This is a genomic window from Paucilactobacillus wasatchensis (assembly GCF_000876205.1).
GTDB classification, from domain to species: domain Bacteria; phylum Bacillota; class Bacilli; order Lactobacillales; family Lactobacillaceae; genus Paucilactobacillus; species Paucilactobacillus wasatchensis.
Genome location: NZ_AWTT01000003.1, coordinates 1 through 25330 on the forward strand (window position 1 = coordinate 1; position 25330 = coordinate 25330).

General features: G+C 40.4%; 22 protein-coding genes. 20 read left to right on the forward strand and 2 right to left on the reverse strand.

What is annotated here, in order from left to right; all coding sequences use genetic code 11:
* Positions 1 to 509 precede the first annotated feature (509 nt).
* The 3 genes from brnQ to WDC_RS00930 all read left to right on the forward strand — a co-directional run bounded on the left by brnQ (position 510) and on the right by WDC_RS00930 (position 4357).
* Positions 510 to 1877, forward strand: a complete 1368-nt coding sequence (gene brnQ / locus WDC_RS00920; RefSeq protein ID WP_044009935.1) for a branched-chain amino acid transport system II carrier protein — start codon at positions 510 to 512, stop codon at positions 1875 to 1877.
* A gap of 161 nt (positions 1878 to 2038) precedes the next feature.
* Positions 2039 to 3238, forward strand: a complete 1200-nt coding sequence (locus tag WDC_RS00925) for a cation:proton antiporter (protein ID WP_044009936.1) — start codon at positions 2039 to 2041, stop codon at positions 3236 to 3238.
* A gap of 111 nt (positions 3239 to 3349) precedes the next feature.
* Positions 3350 to 4357, forward strand: a complete 1008-nt coding sequence (locus WDC_RS00930; RefSeq protein ID WP_044009937.1) for a nucleoid-associated protein — start codon at positions 3350 to 3352, stop codon at positions 4355 to 4357.
* A 406-nt stretch (positions 4358 to 4763) separates the two neighbouring features.
* Here the strand turns inward: WDC_RS00930 and helD are convergent, their stop codons facing one another.
* Entirely contained in the window at positions 4764 to 7064 is a 2301-nt protein-coding gene (gene helD / locus WDC_RS00935) for an RNA polymerase recycling motor HelD (RefSeq protein WP_044009938.1), read from the reverse strand.
* A 404-nt stretch (positions 7065 to 7468) separates the two neighbouring features.
* On the opposite strand from helD, the gene trpS reads away from it, so the two are divergent.
* From trpS to WDC_RS00970, 7 genes are all read left to right on the forward strand, one after another.
* On the forward strand, positions 7469 to 8485 hold the full coding sequence (gene trpS, locus WDC_RS00940; protein WP_044009939.1) for a tryptophan--tRNA ligase: 1017 nt from the start codon (positions 7469 to 7471) through the stop codon (positions 8483 to 8485).
* 498 nt (positions 8486 to 8983) lie between these two features.
* A complete protein-coding gene (locus tag WDC_RS00945; protein ID WP_044009940.1) occupies positions 8984 to 9910 on the forward strand; it encodes a Ppx/GppA family phosphatase in 927 nt (308 codons plus the stop codon).
* A 15-nt stretch (positions 9911 to 9925) separates the two neighbouring features.
* The gene (locus WDC_RS00950; protein ID WP_044009941.1) at positions 9926 to 11197 is read left to right on the forward strand and encodes a hydroxymethylglutaryl-CoA reductase, degradative; all 1272 of its coding nucleotides are present in this window, start codon (positions 9926 to 9928) and stop codon (positions 11195 to 11197) included.
* Positions 11184 to 12137, forward strand: a complete 954-nt coding sequence (locus WDC_RS00955) for a hypothetical protein (protein ID WP_044009942.1) — start codon at positions 11184 to 11186, stop codon at positions 12135 to 12137. Before WDC_RS00950 ends, WDC_RS00955 begins: the two co-directional genes overlap by 14 nt.
* Before the next feature lie 6 nt (positions 12138 to 12143).
* Complete coding sequence (locus WDC_RS00960; protein WP_044009943.1) at positions 12144 to 12842, forward strand: NAD-dependent protein deacylase; 699 nt, start codon at positions 12144 to 12146, stop codon at positions 12840 to 12842.
* A gap of 54 nt (positions 12843 to 12896) precedes the next feature.
* Positions 12897 to 13220: a hypothetical protein gene (locus tag WDC_RS00965; RefSeq protein WP_044009944.1), complete on the forward strand. Its 324-nt coding sequence runs from the start codon at positions 12897 to 12899 to the stop codon at positions 13218 to 13220.
* Positions 13221 to 13242: 22 nt separating this feature from the next.
* Positions 13243 to 14103, forward strand: a complete 861-nt coding sequence (locus WDC_RS00970) for a DUF72 domain-containing protein (RefSeq protein ID WP_044009945.1) — start codon at positions 13243 to 13245, stop codon at positions 14101 to 14103.
* A 63-nt stretch (positions 14104 to 14166) separates the two neighbouring features.
* Here WDC_RS00970 and WDC_RS00975 read toward each other — a convergent pair whose 3' ends face one another.
* Positions 14167 to 14754 (reverse strand): GNAT family N-acetyltransferase, encoded by a 588-nt coding sequence (locus tag WDC_RS00975; protein WP_044009946.1) that lies wholly within the window; start codon positions 14752 to 14754, stop codon positions 14167 to 14169.
* Positions 14755 to 15213: 459 nt separating this feature from the next.
* Between WDC_RS00975 and metG the strand changes: the two genes are divergently transcribed.
* From metG to WDC_RS01025, 10 genes are all read left to right on the forward strand, one after another.
* Positions 15214 to 17229, forward strand: coding sequence for a methionine--tRNA ligase (gene metG / locus WDC_RS00980; protein ID WP_044009947.1), 2016 nt, complete (start codon positions 15214 to 15216; stop codon positions 17227 to 17229).
* Positions 17230 to 17264: 35 nt separating this feature from the next.
* Positions 17265 to 18050, forward strand: coding sequence for a TatD family hydrolase (locus tag WDC_RS00985; protein ID WP_044009988.1), 786 nt, complete (start codon positions 17265 to 17267; stop codon positions 18048 to 18050).
* Complete coding sequence (gene rnmV / locus WDC_RS00990) at positions 18037 to 18606, forward strand: ribonuclease M5 (protein WP_044009948.1); 570 nt, start codon at positions 18037 to 18039, stop codon at positions 18604 to 18606. The genes WDC_RS00985 and rnmV overlap by 14 nt, the downstream gene beginning before the upstream one ends.
* Positions 18599 to 19492: a 16S rRNA (adenine(1518)-N(6)/adenine(1519)-N(6))-dimethyltransferase RsmA gene (gene rsmA, locus WDC_RS00995; RefSeq protein WP_044009949.1), complete on the forward strand. Its 894-nt coding sequence runs from the start codon at positions 18599 to 18601 to the stop codon at positions 19490 to 19492. Before rnmV ends, rsmA begins: the two co-directional genes overlap by 8 nt.
* Before the next feature lie 93 nt (positions 19493 to 19585).
* A complete protein-coding gene (locus tag WDC_RS01000; protein ID WP_044009950.1) occupies positions 19586 to 19840 on the forward strand; it encodes a Veg family protein in 255 nt (84 codons plus the stop codon).
* A 164-nt stretch (positions 19841 to 20004) separates the two neighbouring features.
* On the forward strand, positions 20005 to 20856 hold the full coding sequence (gene ispE, locus WDC_RS01005; RefSeq protein WP_044009951.1) for a 4-(cytidine 5'-diphospho)-2-C-methyl-D-erythritol kinase: 852 nt from the start codon (positions 20005 to 20007) through the stop codon (positions 20854 to 20856).
* 675 nt (positions 20857 to 21531) lie between these two features.
* Positions 21532 to 22443: a PLP-dependent cysteine synthase family protein gene (locus WDC_RS01010; RefSeq protein ID WP_044009952.1), complete on the forward strand. Its 912-nt coding sequence runs from the start codon at positions 21532 to 21534 to the stop codon at positions 22441 to 22443.
* 15 nt (positions 22444 to 22458) lie between these two features.
* Complete coding sequence (locus tag WDC_RS01015; protein ID WP_044009953.1) at positions 22459 to 23598, forward strand: trans-sulfuration enzyme family protein; 1140 nt, start codon at positions 22459 to 22461, stop codon at positions 23596 to 23598.
* Positions 23599 to 23632: 34 nt separating this feature from the next.
* Positions 23633 to 24163 carry a serine O-acetyltransferase EpsC gene (gene epsC / locus WDC_RS01020; protein WP_044009954.1) on the forward strand — a complete coding sequence of 177 codons (531 nt, stop codon included), beginning with the start codon at positions 23633 to 23635 and terminating at the stop codon, positions 24161 to 24163.
* Positions 24164 to 24226: 63 nt separating this feature from the next.
* Complete coding sequence (locus WDC_RS01025; protein ID WP_082040881.1) at positions 24227 to 25162, forward strand: alpha/beta hydrolase; 936 nt, start codon at positions 24227 to 24229, stop codon at positions 25160 to 25162.
* Positions 25163 to 25330: the final 168 nt, after the last annotated feature.

Genomic DNA, 25330 nt, shown 5'->3' on the forward strand with positions numbered 1-25330 from the left:
TGTCTAGGGCTAAGCCAGAAATGATAATCAAACAATCCAAGTTCGATTGTTCAATTATCAGTTTCTAACTTAGCCTACGAACATCTGAACGCCTCCACTCACACTCTGGTTTTCTGAAACGTGTTCGCGGAGGCAAATGTCTAGGGCTAAGCCAGAAATGATAATCAAACAATCCAAGTTCAATTGTTCAATTACCATTTCTAACTTAGCCTACGACATCTGAACGCCTCTGATCACACTCTGGTTTTCTGAAACGTGTTCGCGGAGGCAAATGTCTAGGGCTAAGCCAGAAATGATAATCAAACAATCCAAGTTCAATTGTTCAATTACCATTTCTAACTTAGCCTACGACATCTGAACGCCTCCACTCACACTCTATTCTTAATGATTTTAAATTAGAAAGAAGGCTTGAACATGCAAAATAATTATGCGAGTAGCAACGGCGGTATTATTCGAGTCAGTATCTCTTAATAGTCGCAGCCACTGGATTAAACAAAGGAGATACAAATATGAAAACAGAAAAATTAACCACCAAAAACTATATTTTTATTGGATCAATGTTGTTCGGCATGTTCTTTGGGGCCGGTAATCTTATTTTTCCAATTCACCTAGGTCAATTAGCGAGTAGCAACTGGTTTCCATCCGCAATCGGGTTGCTCATCACCGGAACTTTATTGCCACTGTTAGCAATTATTGCAATCAGTATTACCAAAGCAGGCGGAATTTATGATTTAGCTAAGCCGATTGGTCAAAAGTACGCCACTATTTTTATGATTTTAATGTGTGCAACGCTGGGACCGCTGTTTGCGACGCCACGGACAGCAACAACACCATTTCAAATTGCTTTTGGCCAACATTTAACTGCTAGTCAAACTCCAATTGCACTGTTCATCTACTCATTAATTTTCTTTGGGATCACCTGGTGGTTTTCGCGGAAACCCACGGGGATTATTGATTCAATTGGTAAATTATTGAATCCGGCATTTTTAATCTTACTAGCCATTATTTTTGGATTTGCCTTCACCTTGCCAATGGGTCATGCCGCTAGCCAAGCTACTACCAGTCTCTATCAACACGATGCATTTTTAAATGGATTCCTGCAAGGCTACAACACAATGGATGCATTAGCCGGATTGTTATTTGGAATTGCTATTGTTACGATTATCAAGAGTTTAGGCGTTAAACGGCCAGGTAACATTGCCAAAGCAGCTGCCAAATCAAGTTTAATTAGTATTTCGTTAGAAGCACTGATTTACTTAATCTTAATTTGGATTGGTGCAACCAGCTTACAGTACTTCAAACTGTCAGCAGATGGTGGCATTGCCTTTAGTCAAATTGCTAATCATTTCATGGGCTTACCCGGAGAAATTATTTTAGGCATTATGGCAACATTGACCTGCTTGACAACTGCAATTGGATTATCAACTTCATTTGCAGAGGCCTTGCACACGAAGTTCCCCAAAATTAGCTATGCGCTTTGGAATGGCCTAACTTGTGGCTTATCGTTGATGATTGCGAACATCGGTCTTGATCAAATTATTGCTTGGTCAACGCCAATGCTGATGTTCTTGTATCCACTAGCCATCACTCTAATTGCACTATCGATTTTGTCACCACTCTTTAAACAAGCACGGATTGTTTATATAATGACAACGATTTTCACTATTATTCCAGCCATCATTGATGGAATTGCTTCAGCGCCTGCAATTATTTCTGGCAGCGCCTGGGCAAAAGCAATCTTAAATTTAGATCAAGCAATTTTACCATTTGCAGGTTATGGGATGGATTGGGCAATTCCAGCATTAATTGGTTTGATTTTAGGCTTAGCAATTTATGGTCTACAAATGTTAAAGCAACGTAAACTAGTAACGCAGTAATATCAAGTTGGTGGGCGACTTGAAATAATTAACACATATAAATAAGTACTCCGACAAAACGAACACATAGACTAAATTTGACAACACATAGAAAAAAGATTAACACATAGAATAACGCACATATTACGTATTTAACACATAGAAGGAAAGGAGCTGCCATCATGATATTTATTGCCACACTTGCCGGATTATTATTGTTAACCCAACTAGTCGCACATCTCTGCCATCGAATTGGCATTCCAGGTGTGATTGGCGAAATTTTGATTGGTGTATTAGTGGGACCAGCAATGTTAAATTGGGTGCACTTAAACGCCATGATGAACGAATTTCAAACAATCGGTGTGATTTTATTAATGTTCATTGGTGGACTGGAAAGTGACTTAGGGTTACTACGAAAATATTTAAAACCAGCAATTATTGTGGCAGTCATTGGTGTGTTGTTTCCAGTTACCATTATGGGAGCGACCAGCTATCTATTTGGTTTTACCGTGATGGAAGCTCTGTTTATTGGCGTTATCTTTTCCGCGACTTCGGTCAGTATTTCAGTAGCGGTGTTGAAAGAATTTCACTACTTAAATACTAAGGAGGGGGCCACCATTTTAGGGGCTGCCGTGGCTGATGATATCATTGGTGTGATTTTACTCAGTATCATGATTAGTTTGATGCATGGCACAGGTGCTGCGGCTGGTAATGCCAATAATTTAGGCATTATTTTGCTTGAACAATTAGCCTTCTTTGGCGGTGTTTACTGTCTGGTAAAATGGTTGGCGCCATATTTAATGCAACTTAGCGAGAAACTACTAACAATTGCGGCGCCGACCGTGATGTCGATGGTGATTTGTATGAGTATGGCTGCAGCCGCAGATCTTGTTGGCCTAAGTGGTGCTGTTGGAGCATTTTTCGCCGGAATTGCCGTGGCACACACCAAAGAGAGAAAAACCGTGGATCAGAGTGTTGAACCGATTGGTTACGCCATTTTTATCCCGTTGTTCTTTGTTAGTGTCGGGTTAAATATGAATTTTGCGCATTTGAATCAGTCACTGTTGTTTGTGGTTGTGATGACGGTATTGGCTTGTATCACGAAACTATTGGGATGTGGGCTGGGTGCTGCATTGAATGGGTTTAGTTTGAATAGTGATTACATCGTTGGCGCGGGGATGATTTCCCGTGGTGAAATGGCGTTAATCACGGCTCAAATAGGATTTGATGCTCATCTATTGTCTGGCACGTACTATTCAGATATTATTCTGGTGATTATTCTCGCAACAATAATTGCACCATTCTTGTTGAAACATGCGATTAGACATCAGCAGGTGGACAAGGCAGCGGTCCGGCAACATAATCTGCAGATGAATAATTAAAAAAGTTTCCTGGTAAATATATCAGGAAAACTTTTTTTGTTAGAGCCGCCTGACATTAAAAATAGTATAATAAATAATCGACGGCAGAGACAGCAAAGGATAGGTTTAAAAATGGATATTCGATTAAAACAAGCAATTTTACATGTGGTTGACCGTGAACTTGGTGACCCGGTCGTTTCACAAGTTGGGTTAGATTTAACGAGTGTTTTTGTACGAGATTATTTAACTAAAAAAATTGAAAAATTATCATCAGAAAAAGCTAAAACGGGAACACTTGTACCAACATCAACAATGGCAACCCTTGTTAAAACAAGTGAAGACAATTTCACAACGATGAGCCAAGAAATGGTTGCTAAGTGGTACGAAGTTTATCAAACCAGTGAAGATGCCCCGAGTGCTGATGTGATTGTGGCCTTATTTGAACAAGATGAACAACTCAATGTTGCATTTTTGAAGTTGAATTACCATCAAGCTTATACGCATCTCGTGAATACCGATGGCCAAGGACAGTTGGCCAATGAATTAATTGTGCATAAGTCGATTTTGGCTGGTAAAACGCAAAAAGCAGACGAGGGTTTTAGAATCAATGTTACTGACTTGAGTTTTGAATTAGATGAGAAAAAGTATACTTTCTCGGGTGACCGTGCATTTTATTTATCAACTAAAGTGATTGAAAGCGAGCCATTACCGTCATTAGAAGAAAATGTTAAATTAGTGACGAAAACAGCCAAAAAAATCGGGAAAAATTTTGATGTCCCAGATCGCGAAATTGTGGCGAATGTCAAAGAAGCGATTCAAGAAAATATTGAGGAACATAGTAGCCTAGACACACAACAAATTGCGCAAAAGGTATTCAAAGACAATCCGACAGCTCAAACTGATTTTAAAGAAACCGTAGTAGAGAAGGGGTATATTGACCAAGGCCCGATGTCTAATGAAATTAAAGAAATTGCCACTAAAAAATATGGTAAGCAAAAGCTAAAATTATCCAATGGCATTGAATTAATTGTCCCGCTGGACGTTTATCAGGATTCAAATTTGATTGAATTCATTAATAATCCTGATGGGACTATCTCAGTGACGATTAAGAATGTGGAAGATGTGATTAGTAAGTTGTAGGTTTCGTTGGTGTTTTAGATTGTTTAAATGTGTTCACAGTCACAGAAGTTTTCTTGTGACAACAAAAAACTTAGCACCTTTCCAAAACCGAAGGATGCTACGTTTTTTATCGTTACACTCCAACTTCTATACGTGGCTGTTCACATTCTGTTTTGAAACGTGTTCACAGCCACAGAAGTTTCCATGTAACAACAAAAACGTAGCACCCTTCCAAAAACGAAGGATACTACTTTTTTTATCGTTACACTCCAACTTCTGAACGTGGCTGTTCACATTCTGTTTTGAAACGTGTTCACAGCCACAGAAGTTTCCATGTAACAACAAAAGCCATAGCACCCTTCCAAAAGCGAAGGATACTATGGCTTTTATCGTTACACTCCAACTTCTGAACGTGGCTGTTCACACTCTAAATACTATGTTCAATCTGCAACAACTTTTCCTGTTCATCAGAAATCATTGGGCAGGTCGCTCCAATACTTAAAAGAATTAACTGGTGCATTGCCCGCGATGCAATAGTATATAAAATCCCAGTAGAGCGGGGATCTGAATAATTGTTAACTGACACGTCATATGCAATCACAGTGTCAAACTCAAGCCCTTTTGCCAGATAAATGGGCATAACTAGAATACCGGTTGGTAAGGTGCGGTCTGTATCTGTTAACAATGTTATATCTGTTGATTGACGTAGTTGTTGATAGACTTCATGTGCCTGAGTTGCATTTTTAGTGAGAATGGCAACTGTTTCAGATGATTTTGCCTGGTTATCAACTTCTTCAAGCAAAGCACGGATAGCATCTGGCATTGAATAACGCAAAATAATCCGAGGCAAATCACCATGCCGATTGAATGGTAGAATTTGATCTCCATCTGGCAAGAGTGATTTGGCAAAATTAGTAATTTCCGTAGTAGAACGGTAGCTGCGATTAAGTGTAATTAAGTTCGGTCTTTTCGATTCTAACGCGGTGCTTAGCCGTTCAAGCAGTTGCTGGGGGGCTTCAATTTCTTTGAATAAGGCTTGTTCACTATCTCCTAAAATGGTGAATTTGGCTTTTGGGAAAACGTGTTTCAGATAAATCAAGGCAGCGGTTGAATAATCCTGCATTTCATCAATAAAAACATATTCCAACTGGCGGTTTTGTCCTGAACCAGAAACCAAGTCCCGCAGATACAGCAATGATGAACAATACATTAGTGAAATTCGATGGTATTCAATTTCCTGCTTAAAATTAGCTACAATCTGGTTCCATGAATCGATTGGGACAATGGCAGGACGATTTTGCGTCAAAAAATCAGCGTATTGTGCATATGGGTCAAAAAAGTAATTGTTGTAGATTGCATCATAAACAATTCGTAAGCGCTTAGTTGCCAGTCGATCCGAAACATAATCAAGTTGTTCATCTTCAGTTTCGAAATCTTCACTTTTTTTCTCGCCCAGCAGGCTATGAAGGTCCTCACCATTTAGTTGACTGACTGCTTCTGACACCCAGTCAGATTTAGCCTCTTCTTTAACTCGTTGCTTGAGTTCTTTGATTAGCCCATTTTTAGTTGCTAAAATTTTATCTGCAATTGCCATCTTTTGTGGTAATTTTGCAAAAATATCACGTACATGGGTTGCTGTAAAAAAGATTCGACCATCAAACATTATATTCGAAAATTTTAGTTGTTCAGTGGTCAGAGATTGACAATAGTCATTAACAGCTTTCATACAAGCGGCACTTTCTAAGTATGTTTGTGCGGCTTGATTGGCAATGCCATGAGTCTGCTCGACTTCGTAACGTTCGAACAATGTCTGTACATCTAGTCCTTCAAAACGCCGTGATAAAAATTCGGCCAATGTAACCTGACGCATATTACGCTCACCTAGGCTTGGCAGAACTTCAGAAATATAGTGGCTAAACAAGCGATTGGGTGAGAACAGTACAATTTGATCAGCATTGAGAGACGCACGACTGTGGTATAGCAAATATGCGATGCGCTGCAAAATTGCTGAAGTTTTGCCACTACCTGCAACTCCTTGCACAAGTAGTAAATCACTAGTCGTATCACGAATAATATCGTTTTGTTCTTTTTGAATCGTAGCCACGATGTTTTGCATATACTGGTCATTTTGTTCGCCCAGCGCTGCCTGCAACATTTCGTCACCAACCGTTTCGTTAGTATCAAACATGTTGGTGATGTGGCCATCTTTGATGGTAAATTGACGTTTCTTGACTAATTCAGTCGTTTGAGTGCCAGCAGGAGTCGGATAGGTGACATTGCCGAGATTACCATTGTAGTAAATCCCAGCAATTGGCGCACGCCAATCGTAAATAATAAAGTCTGACTTATCCTCATTCATTAAGGAAGCAACACCGATATAAAGTGACTCAGGAGTGGTTTCACCAGGATCTTTGATATCAATTCGGCCAAAATATGGAGATTTTTTGAGGTTTGATAAAGTATCTAATTGGTGCTTTAAAATGGTTTCACTTTCGTAAGACCGGGCAACTAATTGACGTTGCTGCTCGATCATCGCGTTAGTTTCCATGGCATCATCAACTTCATACAAGTTGACAGAAGCGTTATCGCTGTAATTTTGGTCAACCATTCTGGTTTCGTGGTGCGCCTGTTCAAACAATTGTTGATTAGTTTTAATTTGATCGGCGACCTGTTTGGTAACATAATCAACCCGTTTTTGTTCAGTTTGCCGTTCGTTTTGTTCAGTCAACTGTGATCCTCCCGCTTAAAATTGTCTATCTATTGTAAATCCATACCATATTAATGACAAGTAATTAGTGTTTACAATTGGATTAATTTCAATTTCACTATTTACATTCTCAATTTTGCTGGTTACACTAGAGTCTATACGAGTAGCGCAAGTTAAGCGAGAAGTGTAGTTGGTGCAAGGACTTCCAAACCGCGAACTGGATTAAAGGACTACCCCGCCTTAAGGGATTTAAAGGGACAGTGATAACTGTAATTTAGGTGGTACCGCGCAATTAGAGTGTGCCAAAAGATGTTAGGTTCTAAGCATTAACAAAAACCAGTCTTTTGAAACACGTTTCAATGATGGCGTCCTATTGTATTTCAATACAATAGGACGCTTTATTTTTTAGCAATGGAGGAATTAACATGACAAAGAAGGTAATTTTGACTGGTGATCGTCCCACAGGCAAGCTACATATCGGTCATTACGTTGGTTCATTAAAGAATCGAGTAGAGCTACAAAATTCTGGCGACTATGACACGTTTATCATGATTGCTGATCAGCAGGCTTTAACGGACAATGCCCGTGATCCAGAAAAAATTCGACATAGCTTAATTCAAGTTGCTTTGGATTATCTGGCAGTGGGCATTGATCCGGCCAAGTCGACTATTTTAATTCAGTCACAAATTCCAGCTCTAAATGAATTGACAATGCATTATTTGAACATTGTTTCAGTAGCACGATTAAACCGTAATCCAACCGTCAAAACTGAAATAAAGCAAAAAGCGTTTGGCGAAAGTGTGCCGGCTGGGTTCTTTATTTATCCAGTAAGTCAGGCAGCCGACATTACAGCATTTAAGGCTGATACAGTCCCGGTTGGGGATGACCAAGAGCCAATGTTGGAACAGACACGAGAAATTGTGCGTTCATTTAATCATATTTATAATCAAGATATTTTAGTGGAACCGACTGGTTATTTTCCTCCAAAGGGAATGGGTCGTATTCCTGGGTTAGATGGTAATGCTAAAATGAGTAAATCATTGAATAATGCAATTTATTTATCCGATGATGCCGATACAGTCGCTAAGAAAGTCATGTCAATGTACACTGACCCTGAGCATATTCAGGTAAGTGATCCAGGGCATGTCGAAGGCAATACTGTTTTTACCTATCTTGATATTTTTGATCCAGATAAAAAACAAGTGGCACAATTAAAGGAACAGTACCAGGCGGGCGGCTTAGGCGATGTCAAAATCAAACGCTATTTGAATGAGGTACTGGAATCAGTATTAGCACCAATTAGAGAACGACGCACAAAATATGCGCAAAACCTAGACTACGTATATCAAGTACTGCAGGAAGGCTCACAAAAAGCAAATCAAGTCGCTAACCAAACCTTGGATGAGGTTAGGGGAGCAATCGGGATTAATTACTTCAAATAGAGCACGAACGACCACGGTTTGACTCCGTGGTATAAGCACACAAAACCCCAGGTCAACTGAAAGTTGACCTGGGGTTTTTGTGTGCTTATACAATAGGAGTCAGTGGTCGTTCGTGCGTTTCATCAATCAAACAAATTTATAACTTAAGATAAGAAGTTGGCCTGGGGTTTTTGTGCGTTTATGCAATAGGAGTCAGTGGTCGTTCGTGCGTTTCGGCAATCAAATTAGGAAGCGATCCTGACCGACTTCAGCCTTAAATATAGCAGTAGAAGTCGCAATTCCAAATTCAAAAATAAGTAAAATGGTCTCAATTGATTTCAGTAACTAAAATTTTGACCTAAACATCACTTTTCCTACGATAAAACCAACTCAATTCATTAAATTTTCAGTGATAGCACCGTGTTAAAATGGTATGATAAAAAGGAATAAATTTTAATGATTAAGTCATCTGACCCCTTAGATGATAAATAAGAAAAAACTAGGATTGGAGGTACAATAATGGAGAACCTGGCAATCGTCGATTTAGGTTCTAATTCAGTCCGGATGGCCATCACTGAGATTCAAACAGATGGCAGTTTCAAAGAAGTGAAACGAGTAAAGGAAGATTCACGAATTTCTGAGGGAATGGGCCGCGAAAAAATATTGCAGCCGGTCGCAATGGACCGTACCATCGCGGCGCTAAAACGATTTAAGAAGCTATATGTTGGGTTGCCAAATCTAAAAGTACGCGCTATTACCACAGCGGCAGTGCGGCAAGCCAAAAATCAACAAGAATTTTTACAACGAGTCAAACAAGAATTAAATTTAGATTTGCAAGTACTGACAGGTTCAAAGGAAGCGTATTATGACTATCTTGGTGTGGTGCGGTCGTTGGATCTGGACCACTGCTTGATTTTAGATACTGGTGGGGCAAGTTGTGAAATTATTTTGGTACAGCATAAAAAGGCACGCAATTTAATTTCAATTCCGATTGGCGCCGTCAATTTGTCTGAACAATTCCACCTGGGCGGTTACGTTAAGGCGGTCGATTTGTTTAAGGCACAAGTATCAATTAACGAACGTCTAAATAAGATTCCGTGGTTACGGTATGCTGAACATGTGCCCATTGTTTTGTTAGGCGGGGCCAACCGCACTTTGGCACGAATGAGCCGTAATTATCGTCACAGGGGGCGTGGTAGCATCCATGGTTACCATTTATTAGCACGAGCTGTTTACGCCACGTTTCGCGAATTAATTAGTCGCAATCTAATGCAACGAAAAAAAATTTCTGGACTGGAACCCGAGCGAGCAGATATTATTGTGGGTGGGATGTTGCCATTATTGGCATTATTACAAAAAACAGATGATGGCCGTGTGATCTTTTCGGAAAGTGGAGTTCGTGAGGGCATTATTGCTGAGTACGTTCAGGAACGCAAGCACAATTAAATTTCGAGGTTTAACATGGAAGACTGGCAACATGGGTTTTACAAATTAAAGCGAGCAAAACGGCAGCAATTAATTGCGCAACAATTTGATTTATCCAAAAAACAAGAAGAATTGTTGGATACTCAGCAAGATCCCATCAACGAACAAATGGTGGAGAACTATTTGACTAGTTTTCATTTGCCCCAGGGGTTAGCTGTAAATCTGGTTGTTGATCATCAATCCTACGTGGTTCCAATGGTCACAGAAGAACCATCCGTGATTGCAGCGGCAAGCAATGGCGCTAAACTGGTGGCAGCAAATGGTGGTTTTAAAGTTTCACAATCACGGGCAATGAGAACTGGTCAGATTGTGCTGACTGGTATTAGTGATTTTAACAAAACTAGTGAGTGGCTTACACAGCGAGAAAATCAAATTCTGTCAATTGCAAATCAAGCAAAGCCGTCAATGCAGCGGCATGGTGGTGGTGCTACAAAAGTAACAATGCGCCTGTTGAAAAATGGCTGGCTCTCGGTAGATTTATTAATTGATACAGCTGCAGCAATGGGCGCTAATACCATTAATACAATGTGTGAAGCTGTTGGTGAATGGTTGACGACACAACATTTCCATGTTTTGACCGCAATTTTAAGCAACCTAGCAACGGACAGCTTACAAACGGCTAGTTGTACCATCGATGTGGCTGATCTAGCCAGCACAACGAGTTCTGGGCCAGAGGTAGCACAAAAAATTGCCCAGTTAAGTGATTTGGCGCAGTTAGATCCATATCGTGCTACCACACATAATAAGGGCATCATGAATGGAATTGATGCTGTTTTAATTGCCACGGGTAACGACTGGAGAGCAATTGAGAGTGGCGCACATGCATATGCGGCTAGCGACGGGAATTACAAGGGGCTTAGTACCTGGAGCGTTGCTGGGACAAAATTGATCGGTTCACTGACATTACCACTACCAGTGGGAATTGTTGGCGGCTCAATCGATATCGTTGGATTAGTACAGCTTAATCAGCAAATCATGAAAATTAAATCAGCCCAACAATTAGCACAAATAATTGCTAGCATCGGATTAGCACAAAATTTGGCTGCAATGAAAGCATTAGCGACAGATGGGATTCAAGCCGGGCATATGCAGTTGCAGTATCGCGCCCTAGCTTTGTCGATCGGAGCTACTACGGCAGAGATCGAAACTCTGATTGCCAAGTTAAATCAGCTACCGCATGTGGATCGACAAAGTGCAAGGACGGCATTGAAACAATTACGAAAGGAATCACCTCATGGAAAAAATTAAACTAAATGACACCACGCAAAGCCTGTTGAACCAAGTTAACCAGCTCTACCCAGGGCCGGTGCTGGTGCGTTTTGGTGAAGCCAAAGCTGGTTATTTGCGCCATGATCAAGCAAAACAAGAGGCCTTACCAGATGGATTAATCATTACAGTGACGGATGTGACCGCACCTGATTACACGGCATCGCATGAGTTATTGCATTTATTAATGTTACTCCAGGGCTTTCCACAGATCTTTTTCAATGTTTCGTTTGGGGATCCAAAATTGGACGAACAACTAATGGTAATGTCAACTGATTTGTATGATATTGCCATGCATTTAGTTGTGGTGACAGAACAACGCAAACACGGTTTGATTGACGAACAAATTGAGCAATTATATCTTAAAGGAATTGATGAAACAATCTCAGTTGAGAGTGACAAAGATGACGATGAACGGACCTTGCGGTTGCTGACATTGCTAGATGCATTAGTGTTCTACGGTGAGCACGGTGAGCAAGTGGTAGATCATTTGACTAAACGTTATCCCAAGGCGATGCAAGCTGCGCGACAGCTGTACCAACAGTTAATTTTAAAGCCAATTGATTCACCATTTGCCATGCGCCGCACAATTGTGAAGTTGTTCCAACAATTTGACGAACAGCTTTCAGTTTGGGGGCTACCAGAGTTGCATAACACTGAATTTACCACATTATCTAGTGTCTTAAGTGAGCGACAATTACGCCTTGAAGTCCGGCAAATGTTTGAAATTTTTCATTCGGATATGGATGACCGTGAGACACATGATAAGGCGTACGTGGGACTTAATCGTAATGACCGGCAAAACTCATTTGTTCTAACACCACCGCAAAAAGATTCAGCTAATTTCTTTAAAGATATTTATGGTAAAACCGTCCAAGAATTATTTGACCAATTGAAGATGCCCTACATTGTGAGGAAGTGATTTAAAATGGAACCACAAATTCAAACACAGTTTGATCAGGCTAAGCATATCGTGTTTTTGACGGGTGCAGGCGTTTCAACTGCATCTGGTATTCCGGATTTTAGATCGGCTAACGGGTTATATACACAAAATAAAAATGCTGAGTACTATTTAAGCCACGCCTATTTTGCTTCTGATCCGGTTGGCTTTTATCAATTTTGTAAGCAAAATTTGTATTTTCCAGATGCCAAGCCAAATGTGATTCACGAAAAGCAAGCGGCATTGACCAATGCCGGCCGTGGTGCGGTCATCACGCAAAATATTGATAACTTGTATGAAGCAGCTCACACGACTAATTTAGTCGATTTTCATGGCAACTTATTTAATGTGTATTGTACTAAATGTGGTCAAACGGTTGATTGGCATGAGTATTTAGCGAATCGAATTCACCAAAATTGTGGTGGTGCGCTTCGCCCAGATGTCGTGCTATATGATGAAGGAATCAAACTAGATTCAATTTCACGGGCAATCAACTACATGGCGCAAGCCGATTTAGTAGTAATTGTAGGCTCATCGATGCGCGTGTATCCATTTGCTGGTTTGTTAGATTATCGTAATCCACAGGCTAAAGTTATTGCGATTAACCAAGAAAAATTACAATTTGGTTTTAAATTTGAAATGGTGCAGGAAGATGCTGTTCATTTTTTCAACGAGCTAACTGTGTAAATCAGTGTTAATTCTCATCTCGATCGTTTACAATTAAGGTAAGAGGTGAGAGTTATGACACGCGAAGAAATTATTCAACAACTAACGCAAACCGTTAAGTCCATGCGCCGATTACGCATGATTCAAGCGTTCTTTGATTTTGCAATGATTTATGGTGTCATTCGGATCCTAATGAGCGGCTCAATGGTGACAATGTTTAACGCGACCTTTACACAAAATAATGCTATGACAGTGGTTTTTTTGATTTCACTAATTGATTTGTGTTTTGCGTTTATTCGTCGTAATCATCGTCGTGATGGCATGAATTTAATTGCAGGATTGACTGGTCAGCTCAACGATCAAGAAGCTCGTTTGGTTCAGTTATTACACCGATTCTAGAATTAATATTGGAGTGAATTAGATGATTACAATTGGGTTAACAACGTGGAGTGATCATCCAAGTTTAATTAAACAACAGCGGCCGGTTCAGTTAACTGAATACGCCGCTTTTTTTCCGGTTGTAGAAATTGATAATCCATTTTATGGTTTACCAACAAAAGCAACGATAGCAAATTGGCAAAGTCAGGTACCGGACAAGTTTCAATTTATTTTGAAGGCAAATCGTGAAATGACCAAACATCCAGCTGACGATAAATTGGCACCCCCGGTAACTGATGCAAAACGACGGGAAATATTCAATCGATATCGTCAAATGGTGACACCATTAATAAAGCAGCACCAACTTAAAACTGTTTTATTTCAGTTTCCACCATTTTTTAATGCGACGACTGAAAATATTGAGTATCTACAACAAGTGCGGGCGTTGCTACCAGATTTGCCAATTGCAGTAGAGTTTCGCAATCAAACTTGGTTTGATGATGCCATTTTTAAGGTGACGAGAAATTTTTTGCAAGAACTGGCGATGACACTGGTGATCGTTGATGAACCGCAGCAAGGTGCTAACTCTGCACCACTTAAATTAGCAGTGACTAACCCCAATTTGGTCATGTTCCGTCTCCATGGGCAAAATACAAAGGGGTGGGCAAATCCTGATAAAAGCTGGCGTAAGACCAGAACGCTCTACCGGTACGATGAAGCAGAATTGCAACAATTTAGCGAACTGATTACTCAAGTAAAATCGCGTGCAGAAGAAGTATGTGTGATTTTTAATAATAATTCTGGCGGAGATGCAGCCGACAATGCATTACAGTTGCAGGATATGTTAGGGATAAAATTTACGGGACTGAGTCAACGGCCACCACAACAACTGAACTTGTTCTAAGACAGGCTGATGTAAGTAATTTGCTTCAGCTTTTTGATTGGTCGCATAGATAATATAATATTTTTATTTTGTGTATTTCATATATAAATAAAAGTTAATACCACTTTGTCGTTGATGCTTTTCTGGCACTTTTTTGAACACTCGGTAGCCTAGCTTTTCGTACAACTTAACAGCTGCAATATTTGTATCCGCTACTTCCAGCACGTAATCTCGAAATGGCGTGTTATTGTGGAGATAATTTAATAATTTTGTAGCGACACCACGACCGCGAAACTCGCGGCCAGTGGCGACAAATTCGATGGCGCCCATGTGTGGCCCGATAGCAAATGGGTACGGTTTTTCTTCAAACTCTTTCCGCAAAATTTGATAGGCCATTGTGCCCCGAACAAAGCCTAAATAATGGCGGAATTCATGTTGCTTTAGTTTGACCGAGGGAACACTTCCGTCTGTACATGCCGCAAACCCCTGTACAATCCCGTTTTCTATTGCAATGTAGAAAACGTCTGGATTAAAGGTATGGGTAAATGCACGCGTTAATTTGAATTTATCTTTGGAAAAAAATTTGATCCATTCATAAAATCCATCAACAAAAATTGCACTAACATCTGGTCGTAGGTCACGGTGGGCTTGGTTCAGTTTAATGATTTCCATCGGTGGTCTCCTTTTTTGGGTGACATTTTTTCTGATTGGTTAGTATTTAGCGTAGCATTTTAGGTAAATAGATGACAATTTTAAAGCACTTTTTAAGTAGATGAAACGTGCGAGCAGCCACAAAAGCCGCCGTATAACAATATATTAAAACTGTGGTTTAGCGCGTCCGTGATTTAAATAGATAAAACGTGCGAACAGCCACAAAAGCCGCCGTATAACAATATATTAAAACTGTGGTTCAACGAGTCCGTGATTTAAATAGTTGAAACGTGCGAACAGCCACAAAAGCCGCCGTATAACAATATAATTATTACCATGGTTCACACTGCGAACCATGGTAATAATTATACCGTTATACTACGGCTTTTTAGCGTGGCTGTTCGCACTCTGCTGTGCTATACTGTCAATTAATGTATTTGTTAAACAATACTAATTTTATGCAAGAAGGGAAGGCCTCATATGGCTGATCAAAAACCAACATTTTATATTACTTCACCAATTTATTATCCATCCGGGAAATTACATATTGGTAATTCATACACTACCATTGCCTGTGATGCAGAGGCACGCTTCAAGCGGCTCATGGGATACGATGTATTCTATCTCACAGGAACTGACGAACATGGGCTTAAAATTGAAGAAAAAGCCGAAAAGCTTAACATGCAACCCAAGGAATACGTTGACCAAATGGCCGATGGCATTAAAAAATTGTGGAAATTGTTAGATATTTCCAACACAAAATTCATCCGAACAACGGACGACTATCATGAAGCCGCAGTACAAAAGATTTTTCAAAAGTTACTCGATCAAGGTGACATTTACCTTGGCGAATACGAAGGTTGGTATTCAGTTTCTGATGAAGAGTACTTTACTGAAACACAACTGGCTGAAGTCTATCGTGATGATAATGGCAAAGTGATTGGTGGTAAGGCGCCTTCTGGTCACGAAGTCGAATTAGTCAAAGAAGAATCATACTTCTTTAAAATGAGTAAATACGCTGATTGGCTGTTGGATTACTACCATGCACATCCAGAATTCATTCAGCCCGCTGCACGCATGAACGAAATGATTAATAACTTTATCAAACCTGGTCTAGAAGACTTGGCTGTCTCACGAACTACATTCAACTGGGGTGTCAAAGTTAAAAATAATCCAAAGCATGTTGTGTATGTTTGGATTGATGCTTTAACCAACTATATTACCGCCCTAGGTTATGGCAGTGATGATGATGGTAATTTTAAAAAATATTGGCCAGCCGATGTACACATGGTTGGAAAGGAAATTGTCCGATTTCACACAATTTATTGGCCAATTATTTTGCATGCACTAGGATTGGAATTGCCTAAAGAAGTCTTTGGCCACGGGTGGTTATTGATGAAAGACGGCAAGATGTCTAAATCTAAGGGCAACGTTATCTATCCAGAAACACTAGTTGAACGTTATGGTCTAGATGCATTGCGTTACTATTTGTTGCGGGCAATGCCATATGGCAACGACGGTATTTTTACTCCCGAAGACTTTGTGGCCAAGGTTAATTTTGATCTGGCTAACGATCTAGGTAACTTGCTCAATCGAACTGTTGCAATGATTAACAAGTATGAAGGCGGTCATGTGGCAACGAATACTACCGCAACCACTGAATTCGATGCCGATTTACAACAGGTTGCTACAAGTGCAATTAATGAATTCACAGCCTTAATGAATCAAATGCATTTTAGTGATGCGCTCCAAGCAGTTTGGAAATTGGTTTCACGTGCCAATAAATATATTGACGAAACTCAGCCGTGGGTACTAGCTAAAGACGAGAGCAAGCATGCCGAATTATCAGCAGTAATGGGCAATTTGGCCAAAAGCTTACGGGTAATTGCTGTGCTGTTACAGCCAATTATGACTAAAGCACCAACAGAAATTTTACGTCAATTAGGTGTTAGTGGTGACAAACCAGCAATTAATGAGTTACGATTTGATGATTTTCCTGCTGGCGCCCAGGTTGTAGCTAAGGGAACGCCTATTTTTCCACGGCTAGACGTCGACCAAGAAGTCCAGTTTATCCAAAATAAAATGACCAAAGATGAAAAGAAAAAAGGTCGCGCTGCAATGGAGGATGCCAAAAAAGAAGCACAATCAACGGTTAATGAAGGTAAAAAACCAATCAGAATTGAAGCTTTCGACAAGGTGGAACTTAAAGTGGCTCAAATTAAGGCGGCTGCACACGTTGAGGGTGCCGATAAATTACTAAAATTCACCCTCGATGATGGGACTAAAGATGGTCGGCAAATCTTATCAGGCGTTGCACAGTGGTACCCCGAACCAGACCAATTAGTTGGCAAAAAGGTATTAATTGTTGCTAATTTAAAGCCACGCAAAATGCGCGGTGAACTCAGTCAGGGGATGTTATTGTCAGCTGAACATGAGGGGAAAGTTGAATTAGTCATTGTTCCTGACGCCTTGGTCAATGGTTCTGGGGTCGAATAAGGAGAAAAAGTGTGGCAATTTATAATCACGAAGAAATGTTAAATATTTTTGATTCGCATACTCATTTAAATGACGATGCCTTTTTTGATGAAGTGCCAGCCTATATGGCTCGGGCAAAACATTTTGGTGTTAATCAAATGAATATTGTTGGGTCTAATTCAATCTTAAATGAGCGTGCAATCCAATTGGCGCATCAATATGATAATTTGCATGCACTCGTTGGTTGGCACCCAGAAGATGCGAAGGACTATGATGCAGATGTCGAAAAAAAACTAATTGAGCAGTTAGCTGATCCCAAAGTGGTGGCCATGGGCGAGATGGGCTTGGATTATCATTGGGATAGTTCGCCTAAAGACGTTCAAAAAAAGGTGTTTGCTCGTCAGGTGGCAATTGCAAAGGAACTACACTTGCCAATTTCCGTTCACGATCGCGATGCTTTTGAAGACACTTATGCAATTTTGAAAGCTGCAGACGTTCGTGATATTGGTGGTGCCATGCACAGCTTTAATGGTAATTCTGAATGGTTAAAAAAGTTTTTAGATCTGGGAATGCTCATTTCTTATAGTGGTGTTGCTAGTTTTAAAAATGCCAAAGAAGTCCATGAGTCTGTGCTTCAAACGCCGCTGGACAAGATGTTAGTTGAAACGGATGCACCATATTTGACCCCTGTACCATATCGCGGTAAGCAAAACGAACCCGGATTCACTAAATTTGTGGTCGAAGCGATTGCCGATCTGCGTGATGTAGCTGCTAAAGAAATTGCTGAACACACATATCAAAATGCAATGCAGCTATTTGGAATTAAACATGAAGAAAATTAAAGAAATTATCGTGGTTGAAGGTAAGGATGATACCAAGAGAATTGCACAGGCAGTTAATGCAGACACGTTTGAGACAAACGGGTCTGCTTTGTCGTCTGCTGATATTGCGCGGCTAAAACAACTGCAGCAAAAACGAGGTCTGATTGTATTTACGGATCCCGATTTTAATGGAGAACGGATTCGCAAGATGATTGCAGACGCAATTCCAGGCGTGAAACATGCGTTTATCAAACGCAGGGAAGGTGTACCAGATGTTGCCGGTGGTAGTTTAGGAGTTGAACATGCCTCTGCCACTGTAATTTTGGCCGCGTTACAAAATGTTTATACTCAGGAATTAATTCCACATGAGCAAACATTTTCTGCGTTGGATTTACGGACGGCACAGTTGATCAATGATAATCATGCCCGATTAAGACGGGAACGTTTGGGTGAAATTTTAGGTATTGGTTATGGCAATGGAAAACAGTTATTGAAACGGTTGAATTTATTTCAAATCTCACAAACACAATTTGCTGATGCAATTAAGCAATTAGATCAGGAGGAAAACAATGAGTGAACATTTAGAAGTTGCTAATCCGTTACGGACTAAGGCAATTATGGAACGATATGGATTGCACGCTAAAAAAAGTTTGGGTCAAAATTTTCTGACAGATTTAAATGTGCTCAAAAACATTGTTAGCGCGGCTAAAATTACTAAACAAGACAATGTAATCGAGATTGGTCCAGGTATTGGGGCCTTGACCGAACAATTAGCTTTAGCGGCCAACCAAGTCGTGGCGCTGGAGTTAGATGATAATCTAATCCGAGTACTTGATGAAGTTTTGATTGGTTATTCCAATGTAAAAATTATCAATCAGGATGTATTGAAAGCTAATTTGCCTCAAATAGTGGCGGAAAAATTTGATGATAATAGTCGTCCCGTAAAGGTGGTCGCTAATCTGCCTTATTACATTACTACGCCAATTTTAATGCAGTTACTGAGTTCAACGGTTAAGTGGGACTCAATCGTAGTGATGATGCAAAAAGAAGTTGCTCAGCGGCTAGCAGCTGTACCTGGCACGAAAGCATATGGATCGTTGTCGTTGGCAGTTCAATACCAAATGGATACACATGTTGCGTTTGATGTTTCGCGCAAGGTGTTTATTCCTTCACCTAACGTAGATTCAGCAATTGTCGTATTAGAACCGCGTCAGCAGGAACTAGTAGTGAAACCATTTGATGAACGGAGTCTATTTCGGTTGATTAAAGGCTGTTTTAGTCACCGGCGCAAGAGCCTTTATAATAATTTACAGGCAGTTTTTGGTAAAGCACCGGAAATTAGAGCACAAATTAATTCCGTGCTAACTAAAATTAATATTGATGCCCAGATTCGACCGGAACAATTATCGTTGGAACAATTTATCCAGTTAACCAATGCATTTCATACACAAAAGTTAATTTAATAGATTTGCTTGCGCTTTCAGGACAAGTGTGGTAGAAACGTTGAATTTTTCGTGAAAAGGGCGTATAATACTCGCTATAGTGAGGTGAATTGGATGCCAGTAACGTTAGCTAGCATCAAGGCGAAACTTGATCAAAGAATTGGTGAAAACCTATTAGTAATTGCACAAGCTGGACGTAAGAAAATCACTAAGCGTCATGGTGTTTTGAGTGAAACTTATCCAGCAGTCTTTGTGGTTGAATTGAACCAAGACGAAAATTCGTTTGAACGTGTTTCGTATAGTTACACCGACGTTCTAACCAAAAATATCGAAATTGATTTCGAAGAAGAAACTGAGCAATCAGTTTAACTAAAAAAGTGCTAATGGCAATTGTGTCATTAGCTTTTTTTGTGACAAGGTAAAATGACGGCTGCTAGTTACTGATGTTGCTAAATATATAATATTGCCGGATACTGTGTAAATTAGTATAATTACAATAATTCGGTAAATATTCGTGCGAGGAGGCGTGGCAGTTGAAAATATTGGAAAAAGCACCAGCTAAAATAAATTTGGGCTTAGACACGTCTTTTCGTTATCCGGATGGTTCGCCACAATGGAATATGGTGATGACTTCAGTTGATTTAGCAGATTATGTTAGCATTCAGACATATGCTAATTCTAATAAAGTTTCCGTTGCAACTGATAGCGGTTTTTTACCGAATGATCAACGAAATCTGGCCTATCAGGCTGTACATATATTAAAAAGTCGATTTCATCAAACTGATGGTGTCAATGTGACAATTAAGAAACAAATTCCAGTGGCCGCAGGTTTAGGCGGTGGTTCAGCGGACGCAGCGGCTGTATTGCGCGGTCTCAATCAAATGTGGTCACTTGGTTTATCACTGGAAGAACTAGCGAAAATTTCGCTTACGATTGATTCGGACGTACCATATTGTATTTATAATCAAACCGCACACGTAACCGGGCACGGCGAAAAAATAAAGCTAATCGATTCTTCTCCACACTATCCAATTGTCATTGCCAAACCCAAAGTGAGCGTCTCAACGCCAGTTATTTTGCGTCAAATTGATTATGATTCACTAAACCATTTGAATATTAATCAGCTAATTAATAGTTTAACGCATCGTGATACAGATGTGATGTTTGCTTCGATGGGCAATGTCCTAGAGCCAATTACTGCTAAAGCCTACCCAGAAATAGATGAGTTAAAACGTAAAATGCTCTCGCTCGGTGCCGATGTGGCTCAAATGAGTGGCACAGGGCCATCTGTATTTGCCATCTGTCGCAAGCTATCACGCGCAAAACGATTGCAAAATAGCTTACGCGGATTTTGTCATGAGGTTTACTTGGTACGTGCGTTGTAGTTTTTTTGTTTACACCTTTAGATGTGGTTGTTCACACTTTTACTTAGACGTGTTCTCAACCACAAAAGTCTGCATATAACCATAAAACAGACAACATGATTCAAAATGCGAATCATATTGTCTGTTTTACCGTTATATTCCGACTTTTACCCGTGGTTGTTCACACTTTTGCTTAGATGTGTTCTCAACCACAAAAGTCTGCATATAACCATAAAACAGACAACATGCTTCAAAATGCGAATCATATTGTCTGTTTTACCGTTATATTCCGACTTTTACCCGTGGTTGTTCACACTTTTGCTTAGACGTGTTCCCAATCACAAGAACTTCCGTATAACCATAAAAATAGCAACATGATTCATAATTCGAATCATATTACTATTTTTACCGTTATACTCCAGTTCTTACCCGTGGTTGTTCACACTTTTGCTATTGACATCTCTAAGTAAATTAGGTATTCTTAACTCAATCAAATTGGAGGTTTTAGTTGAAATGATTTTAGCACGCACATATGCCAATGTATGTTGCTGTGGATCGCGTCTTATGCGACCCACTAGTTGGTGTGCCTAAAATTAATTAAACTTTGGCCACAATTAAATCGGGATAAATCGCAAAAGGCGCAGATTCTAAAAAGGAATCTGGGCCTTTTTGTTTACCCACGAAAGGATGAATGTGATGTTAGTAAATAATGTGTATGAACTAATTGGACAGACACCGTTGTTAAAATTAAATGTGCCTACTCCCAATCAAAGTCAAATCTACGCCAAACTAGAAATGAATAATCCAGGTGGTAGCGTCAAGGACCGTCTTGGAATGGCGTTAATTGAACGAGGAATTGAGATTGGCGCAATTAAAAAGCAAACGACCATCATTGAACCAACTGCAGGTAATACAGGCATTGGGCTGGCGCTGGCAGCTCAAAAATATCATTTACCAGTTAAATTGGTTGTACCAGAAAAATTTAGTTTTGAAAAGCAAACCTTGATGCGAGCGCTAGGAGCAGAAATTATTAACACCCCATCAGAACAGGGGATTAAAGGAGCAATTGCAACAGCAAAAGAGTTAGCTGCTGGCATTGAAAATTCGTATGTTCCGCTCCAATTTGAAAATTCAGCTAATCCAGCGGTATATCAACGAACACTGGGACCTGAAATCCTGGCAGATTTACATAATCAACGCATTGATGCTTTCGTAGCTGGTGCCGGTAGCGGAGGCACGTTTGTTGGGACTGCCAAAGCGTTGGAGGCAGCCTATCCGCAAATCAGTAAAGTCGTAGTTGAACCAGAGGGCTCAATTTTGAATGGCGGTCAGCCTCACGCACATAAAACGGAGGGGATTGGCGTTGAATTTATTCCACCATTTTTTGATGATTTGACAATTACAGCAATTAAAACGATTAGCGACGACGATGCATTTCATTATGTTAAGTGGTTGGCAAAAAATGAGGGCTTATTTGTTGGTAGTTCCAGTGGCTCAGCCTTAGCTGCTAGCATTCAGTTAGCAGCAAACTTACCAGCAAAATCGACGATTGTTACTATTTTTCCAGATTCAAGTGAACGATATCTCAGTGAAGGAATTTATGACTAATAGGAGGAAACAATAATGAAATTCAATACAAAATTAATCCATGCAGGCATTAGCGAAGATCAAACTACCGGGGCCGTTTCAATCCCCATTTACCGAGCTTCAACCTTTCATCAAAAGCGGGTTGGTGGCCAGCCACAATGGGAATATTCACGTAGTGGCAACCCCACTCGAGCAGCGGTTGAAAAATTAATTGCTGATTTAGAAGAAGGAACAGCTGGCTTCGCCTTTTCGTCCGGCTCAGCTGCGATTCACGCTGTGTTATCAGCTTTTTCAGCAGGTGATCACATTATTGTTGGCAACGACGTTTATGGTGGAACATTCCGCTTGATTAACCAAGTGCTAAAACGATTTGGCCTCACTTTCACCACTGTTGACATGCAAGATTTAGAACAGGTTGAGCAGGCAATTAATGAACATACCGTTGCAATTTATTTTGAAACACCCACTAATCCACTATTAAAAATTACAGATATCAAAACCGTCACGACATTGGCAAAAGCTCATAATATTAAGACAATTGTGGATAATACATTTGCTACGCCGTACAATCAAACGCCACTCACCCTGGGTGCTGATGTTGTGGTGCATTCAGCTACCAAGTATTTGGGTGGTCACAGTGATTTAGTTGCTGGCCTTGCAGTGACTAATGATGAAGAACTGGCTCAACAAATTGGCTTCTTACAAAATTCAATTGGAGCTGTGCTGGGACCTGATGATAGCTGGTTATTACAACGCGGGATTAAAACGTTGGGTGCACGGATGCGGGTCCATCATGAAAATACCGCTGCGATTGTTGATTTATTAAAACAAGATTCACATGTTGCTAAGGTTTATTATCCTGGCGATCCAGATTTTTCTGGTTATGATGTTGCTAAGAAACAGATGACTCATTTTGGCGCCATGATTTCATTTGAATTGCAGGATGGTTTAGATCCAAAGCAATTTGTTGAGCAATTACACTTTATTGATTTAGCAGAGAGTCTCGGTGGTATCGAAAGTTTAATTGAAATTCCAGCAGTGATGACACACGGTTCTATTCCACGAGATGTTCGGTTGGCTAGTGGGATTAAAGATGAACTCATCCGTCTGTCAGTTGGAATTGAGGATGAAGAAGATTTGGTTGAAGATGTGCAACAAAGTTTGAACCAACTTTAGTAAGTTGCTTTGGTGCCTTAAAGGGTTAAGATAAATGTTTTCTGCTGCTAAATATATTTTTAACAATGATCCGGCTGCAAAGAGTGTTTGGGAAGTTATCTTCACTTACTCAGGTTTTCATGCGCTAGGATTTTACCGTGTCAGTCACCGATTATATCGCGCCAAACGCTATTTTTTAGCTGCTCTGATAGCCCACTGGGGTAAACAAATTACGAAAGTTGAGATTCATCCAGGGGCTAAAATCGGACAACATTGTTTTATCGATCATGGTACGGGGGTGGTGATTGGCGAAACAGCGATAATTGGTGATTTTGTGACGATTTTGCACGGTGTCACGTTAGGCTCGCGCTATAATGGCGATGGGCCTCGCCACCCGCACGTTGCCGATCATGTTTTAATTGGTGCTAATGCACTTTTATTGGGAGCAATTAAAATTGGTGCGCATGCCAAAGTCGGGGCTGGTAGTGTGGTCCTAGACAATGTACCACGCTATGCGACGGTGGTTGGTAATCCTGGTAGAATTGTGGCGCAACAAGTTAAGTTAGCAGTAAGAAGCTCGCTTTAGTCTTGGCGAAAATTACGGTTCACATGTATAATAATGCCTGAATTGATTAGGGAGTGAGCGGTGATGAAACAAATAACAAAAAGACAACTGAAATTAATGCGTCGAGCCACGGAATTAGTCGGGTTTAGCGTGCTGGCCAGTTCAGCGATGGTATATAAAATGGCCACTGGGTTTAGTGACAAGCAAAAAATGAATGGTCAACAAGCGGCCATTCAACAAAACCACGAGAGCGATAATGACTGGTATCAGAATTTGCCTGAAGAGCAGTGGCAAATTACGACTGAGGATGGACTTCATTTAGTTGCTAGTTATGTGCACAATCCTGCTGCTAATGGCAAGGTGGTCATTTTAGCACACGGACTTCATCATTCGCGTGAACAGGTACGCCCGTATGCACGTCTGTTTTGTCAGTTAGGCTATAGCTTATTGATGCCGGATGCAAGGGCCCATGGGTTAAGCGAAGGTAACGTCATTGGGCTGGGGTGGTTAGACCGCAGTGATTATCTGGGCTGGATTGATGAATTAATTCGGCGGCGTGGGGCAACCATTAAAATAGTTTTATTTGGCATCAGCATGGGTGCTACTACGGTCATGGCAGTCAGCGGTGAGCAACTGCCAACTAATGTCGCTGCAATCATTGAAGACAGCGGCTATAGTAATGTGTATGTGGAGGGAAAATACCGCTTAGGTCATAAATATCATTTTCCGACAGTGCCGATGGTTTCGATTGCCAGTCGAATCTCTAAATTACGCGACGGGTATGCATTTGAAGATGGTGATATTATTCGTCAAGTGCAGCACAATCATTTACCAATTTTGATGATTCATGGCGCCCGGGATCAAACTGTGCCTGTCAAAAATGTCTTTCAACTGTACCATGAAGCTAATCAGCCCAAGAAGTTGTACGTTGAACCAGAGGCGGGGCATATTGAAACAATTTATGTTAATCCAACAAAGTATCGCAACGTAGTCACTGAATTTTTGGCTCAGATAAATTGATTCTAGGGGGGACTTTAGCAACTTTGATTAGTTGCTGGTCCTTTTTTGTTTAGCATCAGCCATTAATAATTGTTCATTTCGACTAATTTTTGGTTGATTGTTGCCATTTTGGCTGTAGTCTAGTAAACTACTAAATAGTAATTATTACAATTTAGGCAAAAGGAAGTT

Bases quoted from the DNA above. Each gene is read 5' to 3' on its own strand.
- WDC_RS00965 (WP_044009944.1), top strand. From the start codon at position 12,897: ATGACACGCGAAGAAATTATTCAACAACTAACGCAAACCGTTAAGTCC.
- WDC_RS00955 (WP_044009942.1), top strand. From the start codon at position 11,184: ATGGAAAAAATTAAACTAAATGACACCACGCAAAGCCTGTTGAACCAA.
- WDC_RS00925 (WP_044009936.1), top strand. From the start codon at position 2,039: ATGATATTTATTGCCACACTTGCCGGATTATTATTGTTAACCCAACTA.
- WDC_RS00945 (WP_044009940.1), top strand. From the start codon at position 8,984: ATGGAGAACCTGGCAATCGTCGATTTAGGTTCTAATTCAGTCCGGATG.
- WDC_RS01010 (WP_044009952.1), top strand. From the start codon at position 21,532: ATGTTAGTAAATAATGTGTATGAACTAATTGGACAGACACCGTTGTTA.
- rsmA (WP_044009949.1), top strand. From the start codon at position 18,599: ATGAGTGAACATTTAGAAGTTGCTAATCCGTTACGGACTAAGGCAATT.
- metG (WP_044009947.1), top strand. From the start codon at position 15,214: ATGGCTGATCAAAAACCAACATTTTATATTACTTCACCAATTTATTAT.
- WDC_RS00970 (WP_044009945.1), top strand. From the start codon at position 13,243: ATGATTACAATTGGGTTAACAACGTGGAGTGATCATCCAAGTTTAATT.
- rnmV (WP_044009948.1), top strand. From the start codon at position 18,037: ATGAAGAAAATTAAAGAAATTATCGTGGTTGAAGGTAAGGATGATACC.
- WDC_RS00950 (WP_044009941.1), top strand. From the start codon at position 9,926: ATGGAAGACTGGCAACATGGGTTTTACAAATTAAAGCGAGCAAAACGG.
- WDC_RS00960 (WP_044009943.1), top strand. From the start codon at position 12,144: ATGGAACCACAAATTCAAACACAGTTTGATCAGGCTAAGCATATCGTG.
- brnQ (WP_044009935.1), top strand. From the start codon at position 510: ATGAAAACAGAAAAATTAACCACCAAAAACTATATTTTTATTGGATCA.
- epsC (WP_044009954.1), top strand. From the start codon at position 23,633: ATGTTTTCTGCTGCTAAATATATTTTTAACAATGATCCGGCTGCAAAG.
- WDC_RS01025 (WP_082040881.1), top strand. From the start codon at position 24,227: ATGAAACAAATAACAAAAAGACAACTGAAATTAATGCGTCGAGCCACG.
- WDC_RS01000 (WP_044009950.1), top strand. From the start codon at position 19,586: ATGCCAGTAACGTTAGCTAGCATCAAGGCGAAACTTGATCAAAGAATT.
- WDC_RS00975 (WP_044009946.1), bottom strand. From the start codon at position 14,754: ATGGAAATCATTAAACTGAACCAAGCCCACCGTGACCTACGACCAGAT.
- trpS (WP_044009939.1), top strand. From the start codon at position 7,469: ATGACAAAGAAGGTAATTTTGACTGGTGATCGTCCCACAGGCAAGCTA.
- WDC_RS00930 (WP_044009937.1), top strand. From the start codon at position 3,350: ATGGATATTCGATTAAAACAAGCAATTTTACATGTGGTTGACCGTGAA.
- WDC_RS01015 (WP_044009953.1), top strand. From the start codon at position 22,459: ATGAAATTCAATACAAAATTAATCCATGCAGGCATTAGCGAAGATCAA.
- WDC_RS00985 (WP_044009988.1), top strand. From the start codon at position 17,265: ATGTTAAATATTTTTGATTCGCATACTCATTTAAATGACGATGCCTTT.